The organism is Psychrobacter sp. H29 (assembly GCF_059073055.1).
Window position 1 is genome coordinate 1848096 of the sequence record NZ_JCACRY010000001.1, and the last position, 18475, is coordinate 1866570.

Below are 18475 nucleotides of genomic sequence, written 5' to 3' on the forward strand. Positions count from 1 at the left end.
CCCAAGTTTATATATACGGGATTGACGGCAGGGGTCACTTTCTATGGGTGCGTTGTCAAAGCAGTTGCCTTTACCGCTCATTGAACCTGTAAACTGATGCTGCTTGATGATCTTGTGGTAAGCATGGCTACAGTACTGACTGCCTCTGTCAGAGTGAACGACTAGCCCTTTGCTTGGTTGTTTATTCTTGATGGCCATGTTCAATGCTTTGCATACTAGATCTGCGGTCATTCGCTTATTGATCGCATAGCCGACCAGCTCTTTGGTATATAAATCTTTGACTCCCGCTAAATACAACCAGCCCTCAAGCGTCCAAATATAGGTGATGTCACTGGCCCACGCTTGGTTAGGGCGACTGGCATCAAACTCTTGATCCAACACGTTTGGATAGACCAGTTTGTTGTGATTGGAGTCGGTGGTGACTTTAAAGTGTTTGTGGCGACGGCATTTGATGCTGTATTCCTCTTTGATGCTTCTGACCATGTAGGGACTGATGTTATGACCTTGCTCACTTAGATGCGCATGCAGACGCTCAACACCATAGCGCTCATGAGTTTCACTGTGAGCGGCTTTAACGAGTAGCTCACAATGGTTGCGATGTATCTGCTGCTCGCTGATATCGCGACTCAGCCAGTCGTAGTAACTTGAATGCTTAACCCTTAGCACGCGGCACATAGTGGTGATGGTAAAGAAGTGCTGGTTATCTTTGATGAAGGCGTACCTGACTAGCTGTTTTTCGCGAAGTACGCCGTCGCCTTTTTTAATATCTCTCGCTCCTCTTCGGCTACTTTAAGCTGCCGCTTGAGCTGCTTTATTTCTTGAAGAGCACTCATGAGATCAGGATCATATTGCTCTGTGCCAATCAGCTTGCCTTGATTGGCTTTGTTGTTCCAGTTCGATAAGGTTTGCATGGCGATGCCAAGCTGCTTTGCAGTCGCTGAGATATTGCCATTATTGTCTGATATCTTCTTAACGGCTTCAGCTTTAAATTCTGTGCTATAGGTTCTTATTTTCTTGACCATGATAAACTCCGATTAATATGCTTAGTTTACCAAGTTTACTTGTACGGTTTCTTCAGCATAGCTCACTATTGACAGGTAGACCTCAATTATTAATATCCGAAGATTTAAAGAAGAGTTACCTGTGCTATCGGTATCCACTGGAATTCACACCTACTCGTAGTAAAGCTCAAGAAAGCTGGGACTCTAAACTATATGCAGAAAATAGTTCCATCCTTCATCTTATCTACCCTACCGTTATTGGTGATATACACTATTATCTATTACATGACATAAGCATAAAGGATCTAGAAGAAATTAGAAACAAGGCTAATGAAAATTTAAAAGCTCTAAATAAGAAAAGCAAAACTAGATTAACTATTAATAAAATTAAGAATTATTTAGAGCACTTCCTTATACACAGTGGACGAGATCACGCTTTAATCAATGTCCTAATTAGTAAACCAATACACCATTCTTCGGCACTTCCTTATTTCAATGTTAGCCAACTAGATTTATTCCTTTGCCAGGACGACTTTAATGAGCATTTGTATGAAATAACATTTGATAAGGTCAACGATGAATCAAAAAAAAATCAGGAATATCTATTTTTTAAATTACCTGATGATAGAGAAATAAATTACTGGGACAAACAGATAGGTAGTGTTTTAGCCGTACAAGAAGGCCGCTTAACATCTATAGTTAGCGATTTAATCACTCGGATCAATTCTTCATTGCTAGATAGGAATACCCTAAACTCTAGATCTATAGTTGACCTACATAATACCTTTACTGATTACTTATATATTTTGCTATCGGTTTCAAGTGGTTATCGTCCAGTGCGTGAACCTTTTGGTAGGCTTATAGATATAGATGTTAGAACCAAGAAATATTTCATCAGCGACAAGGAAAACCGCCAACATACTCGAGGTAGATATATTTATCTACCTGATATAGCAAATCATCAGATTGAGCAGTACATCAAGTATTTAAAGACAAATGTCTTTATTTTAAATAATCTAGATAATAGTCTATGCGATATTTATTCAAATATTCTTGCTAGCAATATTGGACTTATCAGTTATCTAAAGCTGGATGAAAAAACTAATACTATTACTGAAGTCAGTCTCACTCAAACATTTATTCAAGAAAGACTATCTAGGATTTTAGAGTTACCGTCAAACTGGCATCGTCATTTTATACGCTCATATAAAAGCCCAGAAGTTGGAATCTTTTCTGCTAAAAGCAGTTCATCATTATCTGATAGTTTTGGTCATGATGTTATTGGAGCTTGGATGGGGCATGCTGATGAACTTGGTTTCGATTACTACGATAAGCATAGTGGTCTTAAAAGAAGTGAGTTGCGCAGGTTTGCTTATGAGCTTAATAAAATACTTGAGTATAACGGCTTTAAAATTATCTATTTGGAGAATAATTAATGGCTCAGCGTAAATCAGGTATCAAGGAGCGTGCAGAGAATAGAAGCAAAGAAACCTTAAAGCGTAAAAACTTGTCTAAACGAATAGTTAGAGAGTCTATAGATTTTGACAAAATTATTGCATCAAATGATCCTCAAACAATATTTAATGCTATGTGGGAGCAGCTTGATAAAAGATTATTAGAAAACAAACATTTTCAGGGCTATCTTGGTTATGTAGAAGGATATAACGAAGCAGTAAAGTGCTGTCAAGATTATATTGAAAATAAGGACATTGATATTGGTTTTCCAAAGCTTATTGTTACCTCATACCGTCCAAAGTCTTTTAGAAATGAAGTAACCTTTTCTGAAAACCAACAAATATTAGATTTTTATTTGTATTGGATAGATGGTATAGCTAGCAAAGCTTATGAGCTTACTATCACAGATTTAATGCTATCGTTAATTTTCCATAGTGCTGTATTAAAAAAGCCAATATTACAAACGCTTATATCTCGCATCAGTGACAAATCATTAACTATAGAAAGCATATTTGAACTGCCTGTGACAACACTCATTATTGATGACGATAGCTACCATACTAACACTTACAACGATTCAACAGCTGTACATGAAGTAAAAGTCTTTTTATCGCCATTAACGAGCTATTTAATTAAGCTCTATAACAAAAAGGGCAAGACTAAAAAGGTATCGCTTAGTACTGATATTCATAAGCTATACCAAACATTGCAGATGACTAAATCTCTTAGTCAAAACCAACTATCTATGACTTTAAAGAAGTTTTTAATAGGTGCAGTCTATGTTTTAGAAGATTATCTATTTTTAGATCTGCCAGAACATACTTGGTATCTATTAATTGGTTGGGACTCTACCTATGGTCTGTCAACAGCCAATTGGCAGTCTCTAATCTTTAACATATCTCATGAGACCCTTGCCAATGTAACTACTAGCATTGAGTATCATAACGATGTCGTTGTAGAGCCTAGAAAAGCTAACCCTACTATCACTGTCGAGATTGCTAAGCTATTCAAAAAGAATAAAGATGAAAAAATCTCAATGACTACATTCTCAGCTGGCCTCAAACAGCTATATGAACGTTTATCCACGAGCGATGCTCCTTTAAGTGAGATCGCAATTGTAGGTTGGTTACTGACGAAAACAGTAACTTGCAAAAAAGTAAGTAGTGTTCAGACTTACAGCGGCACTATTACGAATCGATGGTTATCTCTGACGCAGGGTGTTGCTCTTGAGGAGCACACTGAAGAGGATTATATTCAATTTTATAGCGAACTTATTGAACTTGGGAAGTCAAAAGACGCTAAGAATACTATTGCTACTCGTATTGATGAGATTCATGAATATTTAGTTAATCAACATAATATTGAACCTATTGCACCTCTTTCGTCTACCAAGAGAGCACATCATAGGACAGGTTATCTTTCAGAAACTATGTTTCAGGCTATTCTTAGCAGTGCTGACAATCTTGAAATGACTAAAGATGAGCTAGAAGCGGTAAAGCTCGCTCTGATTTTAGGTCAACGCTGTGGACTTAGAATAGGTGAGATAGTTAAGATTAGATTAAAAGATGTGGCTATAACTTCAGCTTATCTAGAGGTGCGTGACAACAAATATGGTAATAATAAAACGGGTTCTGCATTAAGACGGACGTTGTTAGAACAACTTTTGACAGATTCAGATATGTTGTTTTTTAGAAAAGTCGAGCTTATTCGTGGTGAGGGTAAAGGTGACACCTTAATCGCTAACCAAGCGGGTATGGCTTATCGTGCCAGTGATTTATCTAAAATTTTATCTCAGTTAATTAAAACTGTTACAGGACTTCCTCATCTTACGACTCATCATCTAAGACACAGCTTTTTGACTAATTTTCAATTAATGTCATTTATGTATGACCAAGCTAATAATTTTAAGGGACACAAATGTACTCAGGCTTTAAAAGACCTATTACCTTATGACGAAGAAAAGTCTTGTGAAATATTAGCTTATATTGAGACATCACTACAATACAAAAAAATCTATGCCTTAGCAGGGGTTGCTGGTCATGCCAGTCCTAGTACCACTTTTGAATCTTATGTTCATTTGACTGACATTCAGATTGGATTGTTACTTTGGCATATGGATTACCACCTAACGTCTAAACACCATGAATTAATAAGCATTCCTAGACGTTTGAAAAAGCAGTTAGCCGCTTCACCTGTTGCAGTTAATGACTATCTGCTTAACAAGCTCAAACTTAAACCACTGCCTAAACCAAAACATAGTAAACGACTAAAGAGAGCAGATAAAAAATCTACAAAGCCAAAAAGATACTCATTCGATGAAGTTCGTCAGACTCTAGAGGTACATAATAGAGAGGAAGATTTCAAGGAAAAAATGGATGTTTATAAACTTGATCAAAATACTTTTGAAATGTGGCTTGAGAATGCTAGACGGCTCAGAAACGATTCTGCGTTTAAAACCACACACGGTAATTCCAGATTGTTTGCCTCTGATGATAACAGGAGTTTATTACCAGTTCTCGATAGGTATGCTGAAGACAACCACATGCTCATGCAGATGACCAATAAATTTCGTGACTTATATAAGATAAAAGACAATCGAGAACCTATGCTTCAGTTTGTAGGGCTTACGCTTACGAACTCTCAATACTACAAAAATCATATTAGTTTTAATGAAGCTCTGGATCTATATAGTTATATACAAATACTGAGACAACTAGTCTTAAAGAAGAATATTAATTTAAAAATATACCATTATGCACAAGCTAAAGATGACGATAAAAAGGAATGGCAACCTGTAATGAAATTACTTGCCTCATCTCAAATAAAAAATTGTAATGTAGCAGATAAATTGAACGGCAACGTATACAAAAAGAAGATCCGTGCTGAATTATCACTATCTAGCCAAACTGAGCAGACTAGGCTTAATAATAGAGAGAAATCAAATCTCCCAATCAAGCAATGGACCGTTAGAACTTTACAAATTTTCTGTCATTACGCTTTCATTATGATAGGGCAAAGAATTAATTTAGGAGATCACAAGCCATGAATCTGTCAGCAAAGTCTATCAGCATTAACAATAGCACTAAAATTAGTCTTCATCCGTTGGCTAGCCAACTAAATAAGCTAATAGTGAAAGCCTACTTAATTGGTGGTCAAGAAGCCTATATTAAATCTATGCATACTAAGTTTGATTGTTATAACAGTGTACCTATTCATAATGTATCGTTAGTGAATAATGATGTGAATGAGTATTTACTCATTGGTGGTTGTTTTTTACCTGTATTTAACCTAAAAGATCTTAATAACAACAACACTATTTTCTTAAGTTATAAAACCTCTAAAAAAGACTCTAAGCCTGAGCATAAGAAACAAGTTAAGAAAGAATTTGATCAGGATGTGATTGACTTTATATACATGGACTTTATCCGAGCAATATCAATACTCTCGTTAGCTAAACCTGGGCTTATGTATCCAAGTCTTAAAACAATAACGCAAGAGTATAAAAGTCAGATATGGAGTGAAATATTCAATAGGGAATCAAAAACCCCAAAAGATTACATTTTATTAAATAACGTCGCCGATCTGCTTGATACAACACGTGGCACATTGAATAGTCATACTAAACTAAAGAAGTAGCGGTTAGTTCTTTCCGCTATGCCTGATTAGAAACAGAGCTATCTCACTAAGCTTAGAGTAACAAGCTAGACAACCTTAATCCTCGAATTGGAACACAAGCGATCTAATGCGAGGACTTATTCAGGATTGGATAGCGATATATCTACTTCTAGGAGTCATTAAAGAGATGATTTATGAGAGAGATACAAAGGGATGTATTCACAACCGTATTAAAACTTAATAGCTCTGCCTAACCACGCTACCAACTCACGGGCAGGAGCCTGACTCAAACACTGCGGACAATTAATATAGGTCATTATGCAGTCATTTAAATCAGTCAACATATGTAGTAATAACCCTAAACCAATTACCTTATAGGGCTTTGGTAAAAACAACATGCCCGCATATACTGCCATCGCATAATAAGTATGTAGCGGATGGAAATTAATACTACAACGATTGGGCGAAAAGATAGGTGTCGCTAGCAGATGATCTAAATCAACTAGCATGGTTGCTAATAGGATCAAATAAACTCGCTTATAGTCACTACGAAAAAACATATAGGCGATGATAAACGGCATACCAAAGTGTAGAAAATAATGGATAACGGTTTGAGTCATCGCTTTTTCCGATTTAAGAGGGTGTTTTAGAAAGTGTTCTAAGAGTATCATACACGATCTGAGGTATACCTTCACACCTGAAAGACAGGCGCGAATCCACCACCTGGCATACGGAAGTTGGTCATCTGACCGTGATAAACACGCGCAGCAGGTAACATGCTAATCTACCGTTGAGAGACGCCAGTAAACGGTAACTCGGTCTGGTAATGATGAACGAGTAAACATGCAACTGTATTTATTGCTATGGCTATTTTTGGAGGAATTATGACTCTTGTAAACCAATCGTGCCGAGCAGCAGCGTTAGCTGTGCTTGCCCTGATGGTGTGGAGCGTAAGTTTCTTTCTCCATTTTTTTTGGGAGATGGCACAGGTACCGTTCTTCTCAGGCATGGCAGAAGCGAGCCACTGGGAGGTGGTCTGGCTTTGTACACGTGCGACCTTCGGTGATGCCAATATTGCCTTTGGCGCCTACGTGCTTGGGGCGTTGTTTGTAAAAGACTGGTTCTGGATTTCAAAGCAGTGGCTTCTGTCGACTTTATCGATATACCTTGGCGTTGGCCTGATTGTGACAATACTCTTTGAATACTGGGCAACTGGAGCTGGCCAAAGGTGGAATTATAGTGGTCTGATGCCTGATGTTCCGTTACTAAGCATAGGTGCGTTGCCGCTCTTTCAGTGGATGGTCATTCCGATAATATTAATCTACGCTGTCAAATGGATGTTCCTTGGGTGGCTGGTTTCGAAGCGTACCGAACGCGAGTAGATCGAGTAAAGACAACCACATTCTCTCAAAGCGCTTCCGGAACAGTCAACATCCATGTCCTGACCTGACCTGACCTGACCTGACCTGAGGTATGAAACTCTGCTCGATATATCGTTGAGAGGGCGTTTAGCTAATTTGAAAGGGGTTTTTTACCACTCATGATCTGAAGAACAAAGGTTCCGGATACTGTAATCAATAGGAAACCGTGGAAAGCCTCCATAGCAGTCATGAATCGTAGATGTCCGTTGGGCATGAGATCGCCTCGCCCAAGCGTTGTGAAGTTGACTAGCGAAAAGTAAAAGTAGTCCATAAAATTAAGAGAGCTACCATCGCTAGATGAGGACGATACGAGGTTACCGACCTCAAGGTCGTGCACAGCAAACCAGAAGCCAGCAGCGTAGAGCAACGCCTCGAACGTATGGGCAAGTACGATTGAGCCGACTGCGACCCCAAGACAGTGTCCTAGACGGCGAGACGGCGTCACAAACTGTGACGAGAACTTTAACGCGCCGTAATGTATTGTCGTGCAGACAGCGATCAGAATCGCTGCCATTATGATTGCCAGAACCACTTTTTACCCTCTTCAAGAAAGTCATGTTATAGTCGAAGGAACGGCACAGATTACCACGCTCTATCTATCAACTGTAGTTGTTTCTTCCTATCGGTGTAAGCACAATAAGCCAGAAAAACTTATGCCCGTTTCGCCTCATAAGATAACGTATCCCTTTTATTCAGTATCGGATATAGTAATCCTAAGCCAATTATTTTGATGCAGAAAGTAATGAATAAAGAGTTGAATCATCATTTTTCCAGTTCAGCATGATATTTTGATTATTGCATTAGTACTTAGAATAATCCAAATAGTAAACACTGCTTAAAAGCCAAACCCAAATGATCACACTTGGAAAACAGGCGCAAATCCACCCCCTGGTGTGCGAAAATTAGTCGCTTGACCTTGATAGATACGCCCAGCAGTTAGTAACAGCTGTCCTGCATAGGTATAAAGACGTATATCTACTTTTTTGGTCGTCACAACATCATCGATTTTTATTGATCGCTCTGTAGCAGGTATAAAGGTCTGTGCAATATAATCCTCATCCAGAATGTTCTCAAAAACGCGTCGAGTGAGCTTGCTACCGCGATAGACGCCTTTGCTTCCATATCCAGCAACTGGCTTAAAAAACAATTGTCCCCGAGTACGCCATAACTCTGCTGCATCCTCTTTTATAACCATTTTGGTAGTTGGCACTGCCCTTTCTAGACATTTTGCATCATCATTATCTAGTCCCCACGACTGCAAAGTTTGCGGATCGGATAGTAAGGCTAAGTTGCGCTTATTCGCAAATATAGCATGGACATGAGGATTAGGCGTTACTACTACCGCACCCTCTAGATAGGCACTTTTAAGCACGGCGTGGTTAGGGTTTTCAAATGCAAAGTCGACCAACCGATTATAGATCATATCAATGGGCTTACCATGCGCTGTCAGCTTGCCATCAACATAGTTAATTTCAGACGGATCAAGTATAACGGTATCAATGCCCTTAGCTTGAAGTAGTCGGCAAGCCAGCTGAAACTCTAAATACATGAACTGACTTTTGGGATCATTATCGATAATAGCTATGCGATTAGGCATGGCAGTAGCCGATTGTCGCTGCCACTCTTGTATGAACATGTTAGTGACGGCTTCTTCAAAGCCATCAAGCATTTTAGTAGTATCAGCACTTTGCTCGGAAGGGTGGCAGCATTGTTTTTGTGCGCGGGCAAGTGCTACGTTTAAAAATGCGCCTCCAGCGTTAGTATTGATCTCAATAAGTTGAGGGCTATCGCTACCTAAGTGAAAGTCATAACCCATAAAGGCTCCTATTGGCCCTGGATCGAAAGCAGCAATTTTGGGTGCCCATGACAATACTTGCTGTTGGTAAGATGGAAGTCTAGCAGCCGACTCAATAGCTGCGACAATTCGCACCATTGTCTCTATCTCTGTTTTGGGGACAAACACCGGTGTTGCTGAAAAAATTTTATTAAGCTCATTAGCTCCTATTGGGTTGTCTCTAGTGTCTGACAATTGATTTTGAAGGCTAGTATTAAGTACTTTACGATCTAAAGTACGGCAATAGCACTCTTTATTAAGTTGATCTGCAAGATTGTCATTCACTTTATCTTGGTTATTGCTTAGGTGTTCCATTTAAATCTCATTACTAAGTTTAGTGGGTATGCTGATAAGGTTTAGAAGACAGCCAAAGTAAAAAAGGTATTTGAAATGTTTAAGATAAGGTTGTTTTTATAGTTGTTTTATAAAATAGTCATTGTGCGCCATAGCTACTTTGCGAGGTTAAACAGTTTTATGCTCTTCTTTGATTAGCACTTTTGCTAAAAACAAACCTAACTCGAACAGTAGCCACATCGGAATCGCTAGCAATAGCATTGAGACACCATCGGGTGGTGTAACTACAGCTGCCACAGCAAAACAACCAACAATGATATATCGGCGCTTACTCTCTAGACTCTGAGTGGATACGATACCGACCATTATCAATAGTAAAGTAACCACTGGAATCTCAAAAGTCAGTCCAAACACCATAAACAACTTGAGTGCAAAGCTCAGATAACTATCAATATCGGTCATAGGTATGACATTCTGCGGAGCGAATAGGATAAAGAACTTTAATACGCCTTTGAGTACCACAAAGTAGGCAAAGGCAACACCCGTATAAAATAGAAATATCGAAGAAAACAGCACAGGAATGGCAATTTTCTTCTCTTTTTTATATAAGCCAGAAGCTATAAATGACCAAATTTGATACAGAATATAAGGCATCACTACAAATGCAGCAACGAAAATTGTCAAGCGAATAGGTGCCATAAAGTTTGAGGTAATGTCAGTGGCAATCATAGTCGAGTTCGCAGGCAACTGTGCAACTAGAGGGTCTGATAAAAGGTTGTAGAGTTCACGCGAAAACCCTACCAATGCTAAGAAAACAATCAAAACGGCTACGCATATTTTGATGAGATGCTTGCGTAGTTCAATCAAGTGTTCAGTAATAGGCATATCACTGAGCGCATTCAGCACATTATCAGCCTCATCACTATGGGCAGTGTCTGGGGCTTTAATATTTGTATCCGCTAACTTTTTTTGTCGATTTTTTTGGCGTTTAAATAAGCTCATTCATTCACCTTTTCTATAGGTGAAGAAGAAATATTTGGCTGATGAGGATCGGTTGGTTGATGTGAAGCGTCTAAGCTTTGATTCTGCGAGTCTTCAAACTTTTGCATACTACCGCGCATCTCTGCTAGTTCACGCTTCATATCTGACTCAGTCTGACGGATTTTTGCAAGCTCATTTTGCATTTGTTGGCGCGTTTCAGCCAGATCAAGCTCAGCTTCTATTTCAGACTGTAAAATGGATACTGTACGGCGCAGTTTGGCATACCATTGCCCAGCCGTACGTGCGGCCTGCGGCAGTTTTTCTGGGCCCAATACGATTAAGGCTATGACGCCAAACAAGAGTAACTCGGAAAACCCGATATCAAACATAACAGACAAATATATTAATTAATAGGCTATTGAGTATCGCCATCTATAGCGGCGCACTTCATACTTTCTGCTTATTATCAGTGGTAGCAGGGTTGATTTCTATATCATCAGCCTGTGTATTTGAGTCAGTATCTGGTACTGGCAGATTGCCTTCATGACTAAGTGCGCGGTTTTTGCGAGTATGCTCGGTCTCTTCATCTTTTACCGCTTCTTTAAAGCCCTTTACCGCACCGCCTAAATCTTTACCCGCGTTTTTGAGCTTAGCGGTACCAAATACAACCACTACGACTACTAACAAAATCAGCCAATGTGTAATAGAAAAACTACCCATAACGATATCCTTATTTTTAAATTCTAATAAAACCCGTATTGGGCATTACGTTTTGACAATTTTTCCTAACATTCATATCACAAGTCCAACCTACGTAGTCTAAGCGCGTTAACAATCACCGAGAATGACGACAAGCTCATAGCTGCCGCTGCTATCATTGGACTAAGTAGAAGCCCAAATACGGGATAGAGCACACCTGCGGCAATTGGGACACCAAGTGCATTGTAAATAAAGGCAAAAAACAGGTTCTGTCTGATATTGCGCATGGTGGCGTGGCTAAGCTTATAAGCTTTAGCAATGCCCATTAAATCACCTTTTAGCAGGGTAATACCCGCACTCTCCATCGCCACATCGGTACCCGTTCCCATAGCGATACCAACATTAGCCTGCGCTAGTGCGGGCGCATCGTTGATACCGTCACCTGCCATTGCTACCAATTTACCGCTATCTTGCATCTCTTTGACGATACGGTTTTTGTCCTCTGGTGAGACGTCGGCATGGACTTCATCGATACCTAATTTATTGGCGACTGCCTGCGCGGTTTTTTCGTTATCACCCGTTAGCATGACGACTTTTAGTCCCGCGTCATGAAGCAGTGAAATAGCCTCTTTGGTGCTTGGTTTAATAGGGTCAGCAACTGAAATAATACCAGCAGCTTTACCATCTATAGCCACAAACATTACCGTTTCACCGTCTTTTCTACGGACATCAGCTTTAATGGACAGCTCATTATCAAAACTATTTAGGCTTTCCATAAGCTTAGAGTTACCAATAGCGACTTTCTTACCATCGACCACGGCTTGTACGCCTTCGCCAGTAGTCGAATTAAAGTCAGTAGCTTTAGGAATAATGAGTGATCTTTCTTGAGCCGCTCTAACGATAGCTTCTGCTAAAGGATGCTCGCTTGCACTTTCTACTGCGGCTACCAATGCGAGGAACTCGTCTTCATCTTGACCTACCTGCGCGTCAATTGCAGTAAGCTCGGGCTTACCAGCGGTCAGTGTTCCGGTCTTGTCGACGACAATAGTATCGACTTTTTCCATACTCTCTAACGCTTCAGCATTTTTGATAAGCACGCCATTCTGAGCACCCTTGCCAGTACCGACCATAATCGACATAGGTGTGGCGAGTCCTAAAGCACAAGGGCAAGCGATGATTAACACTGCAATAGCGTTGACCAGTGCAAAGGCCATAGCGGGCTCAGGGCCGAATATCGCCCAGACAATAAAGGTAATGACGGAGCAGATAAGCACGATCGGTACGAACCACCCAGCTACCTTATCTACCAATTTCTGTATAGGTGCGCGGCTACGCTGAGCTTCGGCAACCATTTGTACAATTTTGGATAATACCGAATCTGCTCCAACATTGACCGCTTCGACCAATAGCGTTCCAGTGCCATTTACCGTACCGCCAGTAACCGTATCTCCTTGTGCTTTTGACACAGGGATTGGCTCACCCGTTACCATTGATTCATCAACATTACTATTGCCATCGATCACTGTACCATCTACGGGTAGTTTCTCACCCGGTTTAACCCGTAGCTTATCGCCAGTGACGACCTCATCAAGCGAGACTTCGACTTCGTTGCCATTTTCATCGACACGTCTTGCAGTCGGCGGTGCGAGCTCAAGCAATGCTCGAATCGCGCCTGAAGTTTGACTTCTGGCTTTGAGCTCTAATACTTGACCCAAAAGTACTAAGGTTACAATGACAGCTGCCGCTTCGTAATACACACCGACTTGACCATTAGCGTCTCTGAAACTGTCTGGGAAAATATTGGGAAAAAAGGTCGCGACAATACTAAAAATATAAGCAGCGCCTACGCCTATCGCAATCAAAGTAAACATATTGAGATTGCGGCTTTTTATAGACTGCCAACCACGGACAAAAAACGGGGCGGCGCCCCAAAGCACGACAGGGGTCGCAAGCACTAACTCAGCCCATTGTAAGATCTGTGATGAGATACCATACTGACTGAAATTAACTACGTTTACGTCAAACATACCGCTCATCACATATATTAATAGCGGTACAGTCAGTACTGTACAAACCCAGAATCGACGAGTCATATCATCGAGCTCTGAGGTATCTTCTTCACCGATAGTAAGCGTTTCAGGCTCAAGTGCCATGCCGCATATTGGACAGCCACTATTCTCAACATCTCTGACTTCAGGGTGCATAGGACAGGTGTAGACCGTGCCATCATAATCAGCAGGAACTTTGTCGTATTTACCGCCTTTGATAGATTTTACATCAGTGCTGTTAGAAGTATCCTTTCCATGACAGTGTGCATGACTGTCTTCATCAGTAACCTCGTTCTCAGGTTTGAGAAACATACCGCATATTGGGCAATCGCTTTTTTCCACATCTCTCACTTCTGGATGCATAGGACAGGTATAAACGGTTCCGCTATAATTTTCAGGTACTTTGTCGTAATTACTCTCTTTAGTAGGATGGGCATCGGTATTTGACATGCTATGGCAGCTTGCATGGTCATCTTTCATTGCTACCATCTCGGCAACAGTGTCTTCAGGTTTAAGAGACATTTTGCATATGGGACAGCCTCTATCTGTAATGTCTCTGACTTCCGGATGCATCGGACAGGTATAAATGGTTCCACTGTAGCAAGTTGGCACCTTATCGTAAGTGGTATCTTTATTAGATTCTATGCCTGTATTCGCTGTACTGTCACAGCAATCAGGGGCTTCGCTGTCCGAAGTATTTTTTGTCGTATCGTGTTTCATGACTATGTTCCCGTTATTGATTGCAATGATAGTTTAGGGCTAAGTCGCTAGCTTTTGATCCCATTCAAGATTGGTGCACTGTTCGTCTTTCTCAGCATAGCTGACCTATCTGAGCCGAAGATTCAATGGCTACGCTAGACTCATCCTGCTTTAGCAAACCAGCGATATAGCGGTACAAACACAATCGCAAAATACCAACCATAAAGATAGGATTCGACAAATCCAATTAGGAAACCTGACCATGTCAGCCATTCAAAACCAGGTAGCAGCGGTGCCCAAGCCTCATGCATGCTTATCTGCTCAGGTGCGAGTAGGCCAAAGCCTATGCACAAGAGATAGCTAATGAGCAGAAACAGAGAAACGCTATTGCCCACAGGACCAATTCTTAAAGTATTCGCTTTTGAATTCAATTCGTTCATCTTGACTCTCCTTGGTGGATGCTATACACCGCTTTCGTCACTACCAAACAACGGTATGGTATATGACCCGAGCATCCGAGCCAGAAAGCTTTGCGCAATAATTATAGAAAATTACATCAGTAGAGCATTAAAACCGGTCGTCAAACAGTCTCCATATACTTGATGCAAGTACGTCGCAGCACCGCCAGCTGACGGGTAAGCGTTAGAGATTTTGATATAGGAGTAAGCACTAAAAGAGACAACAATTGCAGCAGCCAGAAGGCCAGTAGGGAAAGTGAACCATGCATACTCAGCCTTTTATTGCTTTTTCATGAGCAATGTTTTGATTCTGTAGTGAAAGTAGCTTTGAATAAAAAGACCTATATGCTTAAGTCTATTATTTGATAGACCATTATTTTATTTGTTTAAAATATTCCTATCAGTATAGATCGTTATTCAAGCTCATCAATCAATTGCTTCATCTCAGCGATTTCACGCTTTTGCGCTTTAATAATATCGTCAGCAAGCTTTTGTACACGCGGATCTTCAATATCAGCGCGACTACTAGTGAGAATGGCAATCGAGTGATGCGGTATCATCGCTTGCATCCAATCGACTTGATCGACAGTTGCTTGTGATCTAACACCCCAAATACCAACAGCAAACATCAATACGCTTAGACCATAGATCATTAAATTGACTTTGGTCTTCTTATACATATTCGTCATAAATGCCAACATGACCACTGCCATACCGGCACCCATGTAGAGCGCCATGTAAGCTCGGGTTTCACTAAAATAAATATGATCCCATTCATAAGTATTGAAATACATCATGATGTACATCACAATCGTAGACGTCACAATCATCAGAGTGAACTTTACATAAGGGTTCATGCCCTGTTGATGATCCATGGTGTTTTGATCTGAAGCATTCATAGTATATCCCCTATTATTTTAATAATATTAGAACCAGAATTTGACCCCCGCAGTCAAACTACTGCTATCAACCGATTCATTTTCTTGACGTCGTTGACCACGAGCCTTGCCAAGCGCTGTCTCATAACTCACACCGATGTAAGGCGCGAGTTGGCGACTGAATGTCTCATAAGTCAGCCTAACCTCGGCTTCCATTTCATTAAAGCCCTTGGTAATGCCATTATCATGGTCATCTTTACTAAAGGCAGTCAGTCCCACCTCCGGTATGACCACCCAATGCTGATCCAAACGCCATTCGTACTCTGCGCCTAAATCAAGACGAAGTTGACCATCGGTATATAAATAGGCTCTCGCATCTGTTTCGATAAAATACGGCGCGGTACCGACAATACCTGCCATAAGGGCAGCGTTATCGTTTTCAGTATCGTAAGCGACACCAGCTTCACCATTCCAGAAAATGCTCAGTGGTTTCCAATAAGCAAGCGAGCTCAAGCTATCGATTTCTTTATCATCTTTAGTCTGAGCACTACCTTCCGTGCGTAGCCTGATACGATTACTGTCAGTACCATACCAACCCGTCGCCTCGAAGTTGATTTGATCCTCATCAAACTGATAGCCCAAGTCGTCTACTGATACTCCCCATAATGGCATGCTGCCCATCATCATTGGCTTACCATACTGCCCGTAGGGAACCCCATTTGAATAGTCTGGACTACGAGCATCGGCTGGCGGCTGCCCGCCTTGCATCCCAGACATATCCATGCCGCTGTGATCCATGCCTGACATATCCATACCGCTGTGATCCATGCCTGACATATCCATACCGCTGTGATCCATGCCTGACATATCCATGCCGCTGTGATCCATGCCTGACATATCCATACCGCTGTGATCCATGCCTGACATATCCATACCGCTGTGATCCATACCAGACATATCGCCCGACATGTCCATGCCACTGTGATCCATACCAGACATGTCGCCCGACATACTCATACCGCTATGATCCATATCAGACATATCGCCCGACATGTCCATGCCACTGTGATCCATACCAGACATATCGCCCGACATATCCATGCCGCTGTGATCCATATCAGACATATCGCCTGACATGTCAATGCCACTGTGGTCCATACCAGACATATCGCCTGACATATCCATACCGCTATGATCCATACCAGACATATCAGCAGCCGTTGCAAACGATGATGTGAGCAAGACTAGCGATGACAAACCAATGAATGGCAGATTTTTCTTAGATATTTTCATAATAAGCCTCATATTCGAAGGTTTGTTAAACGACGGCAACTTCTCTGAACATACCGGCTTCCATGTGATAAAGCAGATGGCAATGCCATGCCCATCGTCCAACTTCACCCGTCACATCGAAGCTAATCTTTTGCGCTGGCTGCACCACAACCGTATGTTTACGTACCTGAAAGTCTCCAGATGGGGTTCGCAAGTCGCTCCACATACCATGCAGGTGCATCGGATGGTTCATCATGGTGTCATTGACTAAGGTAATGCGTACGCGCTCGTTAGGTTTAATATTGACAGGCGTTGCATCCTTAAACATGACACCATCTAACGCCCAAATATAGCGTTCCATATTGCCAGTCAAATGTAATTCGATCTCTCTAGTAGGTTTGCGCTGCTCTGCCAGTACTTGCTCATCCACGGAGCGCAATTGGTCATAAGTCAACACCTTTCTATTAATATCACGCAGGTTAATACCGGGGTCATCGAGGTTCATACGTGGACTGTCGACACGCATATCAGATTTAAAGTCGTACTCGGTCTTAGCGTGCTTTGCTTTGTAGCCTTTGTCACCCATAGCCCCCATCATATCAGCCATGGTCAGCCATTCGATCTTATCCATAGCAGGTATTGCAGCACGAGCGCCTTTTTTGGTCGCAAGCGTGGTCGCGACATAGCCCGAACGATCAATGTTTTGGGCAAATATGGTATGTGCATCTTTGGTCGGCGTGACGATGACATCATAAGTCTCAGCCACCCCAATGCGGAAATCATCAACATCGACAGGCGCGACATCATTACCATCCGTTGAGACGACTGTCATCTTCAGACCCGGTATACGCACATCGAATATCGTCTGCGCCGAGCCATTGATAAAGCGCAGTTTGACGGGCTGTCCCGCTTTCACTAGCTGTGTCCAATTGGCGGCGGTGGTTTTACCATTCATAAGGTAAGTGAATGTCTTCTCACCAGACAGATCCGTAAAATCTGTCGGCATCATGCGCATCTTATTCCACATTTTGCGCTTGTCATAAGCGGCTTCTAAATCTGTTGCGGCAATATCAGACAATAGCTTTTTAAAATCTGGCAAGTGGTAGTTATCAAAGTCAGCGCGCTGCTTTAATAGCTTTAGCAAGTTATGCGGATCACGATGTGTCCAATCACTCAATAAAATCACGTGATCTTCGGCGACTGGATGACGTTCGCGGCCTTTAGGCTCAATGACGATAGCGCCGCGCATTCCAGTTTGCTCTTGAAAGCCAGTATGGGAGTGATACCAATACGTACCCGATTGAATGAGTTTGAATTTATAGGTAAAGGTACTGTTCGCAGGAATACCATCAAAGCTGATACCTGGCACCCCATCCATCTCAAATGGGACGAGCAAGCCATGCCAGTGAATAGAGGTCGACTCATTCATCTGGTTATGGACACGGATGGTCACGGTATCGCCTTCTTGCATCTTTAGCGTTGGCGCTGGCAGCGAGTCATTGATGAGGGTTGCCATACTCGACTTGCCATTGACAGTAACGGGCTTCTTGCTGACATACAGGTCAAACTCATTACCGGTTAGGATAGGTACGATATGGTCAGATTTATCACTGTTGACGGCTACGTTTTGTTGACCTTTACCGAGCGCACTATTGGCAATAGATGGCAGTGTGGATAGCATGGATGCCCCTAATAGAGTAGAGGACCCTGTCAAAAAACGCCTGCGGTTAAGCATATTCTTGTTCATAATTATTTACCTAACTTAATCCATGAAATGGGAGTTGAGTCTATATATTTATCAGTCAAGCTTATGTCTTCGA

General features: G+C 41.5%; 15 protein-coding genes and 1 pseudogene. 4 read left to right on the forward strand and 12 right to left on the reverse strand.

Features of this window, described 5'->3' with window-relative positions:
- Window positions 1-36: 36 nt before the first annotated feature.
- A pseudogene (locus AC5JP1_RS07460) lies at window positions 37-1022 on the reverse strand (IS3 family transposase); the annotation flags it as partial.
- Window positions 1023-1039: 17 nt separating this feature from the next.
- Here AC5JP1_RS07460 and AC5JP1_RS07465 point away from each other — a divergent pair.
- From AC5JP1_RS07465 to AC5JP1_RS07475, 3 genes are read left to right on the forward strand one after another with little or no spacing between them, the layout of a single operon-like run.
- Entirely contained in the window at window positions 1040-2437 is a 1398-nt protein-coding gene (locus AC5JP1_RS07465) for a hypothetical protein (RefSeq protein ID WP_493843673.1), read from the forward strand.
- Complete coding sequence (locus tag AC5JP1_RS07470) at window positions 2437-5502, forward strand: tyrosine-type recombinase/integrase (protein WP_427568373.1); 3066 nt, start codon at window positions 2437-2439, stop codon at window positions 5500-5502. Before AC5JP1_RS07465 ends, AC5JP1_RS07470 begins: the two co-directional genes overlap by 1 nt.
- On the forward strand, window positions 5499-6092 hold the full coding sequence (locus tag AC5JP1_RS07475) for a hypothetical protein (protein ID WP_290176785.1): 594 nt from the start codon (window positions 5499-5501) through the stop codon (window positions 6090-6092). Before AC5JP1_RS07470 ends, AC5JP1_RS07475 begins: the two co-directional genes overlap by 4 nt.
- 209 nt (window positions 6093-6301) lie before the next feature.
- On the opposite strand, the gene AC5JP1_RS07480 is transcribed toward AC5JP1_RS07475, so the two are convergent.
- Entirely contained in the window at window positions 6302-6691 is a 390-nt protein-coding gene (locus AC5JP1_RS07480) for a DUF6122 family protein (protein WP_290176786.1), read from the reverse strand.
- A 264-nt stretch (window positions 6692-6955) separates the two neighbouring features.
- Here AC5JP1_RS07480 and AC5JP1_RS07485 point away from each other — a divergent pair, with 264 nt between their 5' ends.
- The gene (locus AC5JP1_RS07485; protein ID WP_290176787.1) at window positions 6956-7453 is read left to right on the forward strand and encodes a hypothetical protein; all 498 of its coding nucleotides are present in this window, start codon (window positions 6956-6958) and stop codon (window positions 7451-7453) included.
- A gap of 130 nt (window positions 7454-7583) precedes the next feature.
- On the opposite strand, the gene AC5JP1_RS07490 is transcribed toward AC5JP1_RS07485, so the two are convergent.
- The 10 genes from AC5JP1_RS07490 to AC5JP1_RS07535 form a co-directional block, all read right to left on the reverse strand.
- Window positions 7584-8006: an ion channel gene (locus AC5JP1_RS07490; protein WP_371532716.1), complete on the reverse strand. Its 423-nt coding sequence runs from the start codon at window positions 8004-8006 to the stop codon at window positions 7584-7586.
- A gap of 342 nt (window positions 8007-8348) precedes the next feature.
- On the reverse strand, window positions 8349-9641 hold the full coding sequence (locus AC5JP1_RS07495; RefSeq protein WP_240216647.1) for an ATP-grasp domain-containing protein: 1293 nt from the start codon (window positions 9639-9641) through the stop codon (window positions 8349-8351).
- Window positions 9642-9788: 147 nt separating this feature from the next.
- Entirely contained in the window at window positions 9789-10505 is a 717-nt protein-coding gene (gene tatC, locus AC5JP1_RS07500; protein ID WP_371532759.1) for a twin-arginine translocase subunit TatC, read from the reverse strand.
- A gap of 113 nt (window positions 10506-10618) precedes the next feature.
- Window positions 10619-10990 (reverse strand): Sec-independent protein translocase protein TatB, encoded by a 372-nt coding sequence (gene tatB / locus AC5JP1_RS07505; RefSeq protein ID WP_240216649.1) that lies wholly within the window; start codon window positions 10988-10990, stop codon window positions 10619-10621.
- Between the two features lie 58 nt (window positions 10991-11048).
- Window positions 11049-11321 (reverse strand): Sec-independent protein translocase subunit TatA, encoded by a 273-nt coding sequence (gene tatA / locus AC5JP1_RS07510; RefSeq protein WP_240216650.1) that lies wholly within the window; start codon window positions 11319-11321, stop codon window positions 11049-11051.
- Window positions 11322-11398: 77 nt separating this feature from the next.
- Window positions 11399-14068 (reverse strand): copper-transporting P-type ATPase, encoded by a 2670-nt coding sequence (locus AC5JP1_RS07515; RefSeq protein WP_290176788.1) that lies wholly within the window; start codon window positions 14066-14068, stop codon window positions 11399-11401.
- A gap of 140 nt (window positions 14069-14208) precedes the next feature.
- Window positions 14209-14487 (reverse strand): DUF5676 family membrane protein, encoded by a 279-nt coding sequence (locus AC5JP1_RS07520; RefSeq protein ID WP_057758573.1) that lies wholly within the window; start codon window positions 14485-14487, stop codon window positions 14209-14211.
- A gap of 431 nt (window positions 14488-14918) precedes the next feature.
- Window positions 14919-15404 (reverse strand): DUF305 domain-containing protein, encoded by a 486-nt coding sequence (locus AC5JP1_RS07525; RefSeq protein WP_290176789.1) that lies wholly within the window; start codon window positions 15402-15404, stop codon window positions 14919-14921.
- A 27-nt stretch (window positions 15405-15431) separates the two neighbouring features.
- On the reverse strand, window positions 15432-16676 hold the full coding sequence (locus tag AC5JP1_RS07530; protein ID WP_493843674.1) for a copper resistance protein B: 1245 nt from the start codon (window positions 16674-16676) through the stop codon (window positions 15432-15434).
- 25 nt (window positions 16677-16701) lie between these two features.
- Window positions 16702-18402, reverse strand: a complete 1701-nt coding sequence (locus tag AC5JP1_RS07535; protein ID WP_493843675.1) for a copper resistance system multicopper oxidase — start codon at window positions 18400-18402, stop codon at window positions 16702-16704.
- Between the last annotated feature and the right edge of the window lie 73 nt (window positions 18403-18475).